At 71.0% G+C, this 4,173-nt stretch carries 5 protein-coding genes; all 5 read left to right on the top strand.

The features are described 5' to 3' along the window. A partial coding sequence (infB, locus tag ACRDP3_RS14645; protein WP_431517368.1) for a translation initiation factor IF-2 occupies window positions 1-1,262 on the top strand: 1,262 nt, incomplete at its 5' end. Between the two features lie 97 nt (window positions 1,263-1,359). Continuing rightward, window positions 1,360-1,656: a DUF503 domain-containing protein gene (locus ACRDP3_RS14650; protein ID WP_431517369.1), complete on the top strand. Its 297-nt coding sequence runs from the start codon at window positions 1,360-1,362 to the stop codon at window positions 1,654-1,656. Window positions 1,657-1,671: 15 nt separating this feature from the next. Then, window positions 1,672-2,145, top strand: coding sequence for a 30S ribosome-binding factor RbfA (gene rbfA, locus ACRDP3_RS14655; RefSeq protein ID WP_431517370.1), 474 nt, complete (start codon window positions 1,672-1,674; stop codon window positions 2,143-2,145). 3 nt (window positions 2,146-2,148) lie between these two features. Then, window positions 2,149-3,096, top strand: a complete 948-nt coding sequence (gene truB, locus ACRDP3_RS14660) for a tRNA pseudouridine(55) synthase TruB (protein ID WP_431517371.1) — start codon at window positions 2,149-2,151, stop codon at window positions 3,094-3,096. A 101-nt stretch (window positions 3,097-3,197) separates the two neighbouring features. Further along, window positions 3,198-4,173: trypsin-like peptidase domain-containing protein (locus ACRDP3_RS14665; RefSeq protein ID WP_431517372.1), on the top strand; the 976-nt coding region annotated here is incomplete at its 3' end.

Below are 4,173 nucleotides of genomic sequence, written 5' to 3' on the forward strand. Positions count from 1 at the left end.
ACGGCGTCATGCCGCAGACGATCGAGGCGCTGAACCACGCCAAGGCGGCCGACGTGCCGATCGTGGTCGCGGTCAACAAGATCGACGTCGAGGGTGCCGACCCGACCAAGGTGCGCGGTCAGCTGACGGAGTACGGCCTGGTGGCCGAGGAGTACGGCGGCGACACCATGTTCGTCGACATCTCCGCCAAGCAGGGCGAGAACATCGAGGCGCTGCTCGAAGCGGTCGTGCTGACCGCGGACGCCGCACTCGACCTGCGGGCCAACCCGGAGCAGGACGCGCAGGGCATCGCGATCGAGGCGCACCTCGACCGCGGCCGCGGCGCCGTCGCGACCGTGCTCGTGCAGCGCGGCACGCTCCAGGTCGGCGACACCATGGTCGTGGGCGACGCCTACGGCAGGGTCCGCGCGATGCTCGACGACAAGGGTGAGCACATCAAGGAGGCGGGTCCCTCGACCCCCGTCCTGGTGCTCGGTCTCACCAACGTCCCGGGCGCGGGTGACAACTTCCTGGTGGTCGACGAGGACCGTACGGCCCGTCAGATCGCCGAGAAGCGCGCCGCCCGCGAGCGCAACGCCGCGTTCGCCAAGCGGACCCGCCGGGTCTCGCTGGAGGACCTGGACAAGGTGCTCAAGGCCGGCCAGGTGCAGAACCTCAACCTCATCATCAAGGGCGACGCCTCCGGTTCGGTCGAGGCCCTGGAGTCCTCGCTGCTGCAGCTGGACGTCGGCGAAGAGGTCGACCTGCGCATCCTGCACCGCGGCGTCGGTGCGGTCACCGAGACCGACATCGACCTGGCGACCGGCTCCGACGCCATCGTCATCGGCTTCAACGTCCGCGCCGAAGGGCGCGCGACGCAGATGGCCGACCGCGAAGGCGTGGACGTCCGCTACTACTCGGTGATCTACCAGGTCATCGAGGAGATCGAAGCGGCGCTCAAGGGCATGCTCAAGCCGATCTACGAGGAGATCGAGCTCGGCACGGCGGAGATCCGCGAGGTCTTCCGCTCCTCCAAGCTCGGCAACATCGCCGGTGTCCTCGTCCGGTCCGGCGAGGTCAAGCGGAACACCAAGGCCCGGCTGCTGCGCGACGGCAAGGTCGTGGCGGAGAACCTCAACATCGAGGGCCTGCGCCGCTTCAAGGACGACGTCACCGAGATCCGTGACGGCTTCGAGGGTGGTATCAACCTCGGCGGCTACAACGACATCAAGGTCGACGACGTCATCGCGACGTACGAGATGCGGGAGAAGCCGCGCGGCTGACGCCGTGGCGTTGCTGAACCTGTGAGCTGGTCAGGGGCCGGTCGGCGGAGCGGAAACTCCGTCGATCGGCCCCGGCCGTTGCGCGTACGATCGCCCCGTGTATGTGGGGACTCTTTCCATCGACCTGCTGCTGGGCGACGTACATTCGCTGAAGCAGAAGCGCTCCGTCGTCCGTCCGATCGTCGCTGAGCTGCAGCGCAAGTACGCGGTGAGCGTGGCGGAGGTGGCCGAGCAGGATCTGTACCGCCGGACCAGGATCGGCCTGGCGGCGGTGTCGGGGGACGCGGCGCATGTGACGGACGTACTCGACCGGTGCGAGCGGCTGATCGCCGCCCGGCCGGAGGTGGAGCTGCTGTCGGTACGGCGGCGGTTCCACGGAGAAGATGACGAATAGCAAGGAGACGGACCAGTGGCCGACAATGCGCGGGCGAAGAGGCTGGCGGACCTCATCCGTGAGGTGGTCGCGGAAAAGCTGCACCGGGGGATCAAGGACCCGCGGCTGGGCACCCATGTGACCGTCACCGACTCCCGGGTCACCGGTGACCTGCGGGAGGCGACGGTCTTCTACACGGTGTACGGGGACGACGAGGACCGCGAGGCCGCGGCGGCCGGGCTCGAGAGCGCCAAGGGCATGCTGCGCACCGCGGTCGGTGCGGCCGCGGGCGTCAAGCACACCCCGAGCCTCAGCTTCGTCGCCGACGCCCTGCCGGAGAACGCCCGGACGATCGACGATCTCCTCGCCCGGGCCAGGGAATCGGACGAAGAGGTGCGCAAGGCCTCCTCGGGGGCGGACTACGCGGGCGAGGTGGACCCGTACCGCAAGCCGGGCGAGGCCGATGAGGCCGATGGGCCGGATGAGCCCGGCAAGGCCGAGAGCGCCTGAATCGTGGCACGCAAGAAGGACAACGGGCCCGGCGGGCTCGTCATCGTCGACAAGCCCGCCGGTTTCACCTCGCACGACGTCGTCGCCAAGCTGCGCGGCATCGCCCGTACCCGGCGGGTCGGACACGCGGGGACGCTCGATCCGATGGCCACCGGTGTGCTCGTCATCGGCGTCGAGAAGGCGACCCGGCTGCTGGGCCATCTCGCCCTGACCGAGAAGGAGTACACCGCCACGATCCGGCTCGGCCAGGACACCGTGACGGACGACGCGGAAGGCGCGACCACCGCCGCGGCGGGTGCCTCCGGCATCGCCCGGGGGACCCTCGACGCCGCCGTCGCCGGGCTCACCGGCCGCATCGAGCAGGTGCCCTCGAAGGTCAGCGCGGTGAAGGTGGACGGCAAACGCGCGTACCAGCGGGTGCGCGAGGGCGAGGACGTCGCCCTGGCCGCGCGCCCGGTCACCGTCTCCGCCTTCACGGTGCACGAGGTGCGCGAGGAGCGGGCCGAGGACGGTACGGCGGTCACCGATCTGCGGGTCACGGTGGTCTGCTCCTCCGGCACGTATGTACGCGCGCTCGCCCGCGACCTGGGTGCCGGGCTTGGCACCGGCGGCCATCTGACGGCGCTGCGCCGTACCCGGGTGGGTCCGTACGCCCTCGATTCCGCCCGCACCCTGGAGCAGTTGCAGGCGGAAGTCGACGGAGCGGACGGGGCCGACGGGCGCGCGGAGTTGTCGCTGCTGCCGCTCGGTGAGGCGGCCGCGGCGGCCTTCTCCCGTTGGGACGTGGACGCCGAGCAGGCCCGTCTGATCGGCAACGGCGCGCAACTGCACATGCCCGCACAGGAGTTCGCAGCGGCGGCGCCGATCGCCGTCTTCGGACCCGAGGGCGGTCTCGTGGCCCTGGTAGAGGAACACCAGGGCAGGGCGAAGAGCCTCGCCGTCTTCGCCTAGCCCGAACTGGGCCCTGGGCCCTGGGGCCCAGGGCCCAGGACGCCTGCCGACCTTCGGCGAACGCTGCCGCGTTATCCCTTCCGGGGCGCGGATTCACTCCAATGGCCAGGCGCTCGGGGTGTGTCGAGGGCGTGGACGGGGGCGCGTTCGTCCGGGGGCTGTTCCTGCTGATCAACTTCGCTCTACCGTCGGGGAACGGGGAGTGCGGCAGGAAGGTTCGGGCGATGTCGGCGGTGGGTGCGGAACCCGCGTTGGTGCGGATCTGTGATCTGGCCGGACGGCCACGCGGTACGGGCTTCGTCGCCGACGGGCTCGGCACGGTGGTCACCACCCACGAAGCGGTGGACGGACTCGCCTGCGCGGTCGTCCACGCGCCCGGTGAACGCAGCTATCTCGCGGAGGCCGGTGACATCACCTCTCTCCCCGAATGGGACCTCGCCCTCATCCGTACCGAAGGGCTCGGCGTCGCACCCTTCGTCATCGGTGCGGAGCGTGCGCGGGCGGCGGGTACGGCGGTACATCTGCGGACCGGGCACCGGACACCCCAGCGGTCCGGACACTGGACCGAGGCACACCTGGCCGGGACGGCCACCGTCACGTACACCTCCACCGACCGCTTCCACGCCGTCGAAGAGGCGCTGGAGCTGGTGCTGCCGGAGTCGGCCGCCGTGGAACTCCGCCTCAGCAGACGGGCGTCGGGCACCCCCGTCCTGGACGCGGACACCGGAGCGGTGCTGGCCGTGCTCGGCACCGCCCTGCACACGCCGCACCGCTCGGCCGGCTTCGCGGTTCCGCTGCGGGCGGCCGGGGTGCTGGAACCGGACGGTCCGCTGGGGATGCTGCTGGCCCGTAACGGGGCGAACGTGCCCGGTTTCGGCCGTGATCTGAACCTGGCGGGTGCGCTGCGGCTGACGTCGGCGTCGGCGGCATCCGCCGCCGACGGCGCGGGCGGGGCCGTGCACCGGGCCGAAGCCGCCGACGCCTTCCGGCAGTTCGAGGAGAGCGGGGCCTCGGTCGCCGGTCTGGTGGGAAGCCCTGGGACAGGACGCACGACGGAACTGGCGGCCCTCGCGGCCC

The organism is Streptomyces sp. (assembly GCF_050698815.1).
In the GTDB taxonomy this organism is placed as follows: Bacteria; Actinomycetota; Actinomycetes; order Streptomycetales; family Streptomycetaceae; genus Streptomyces.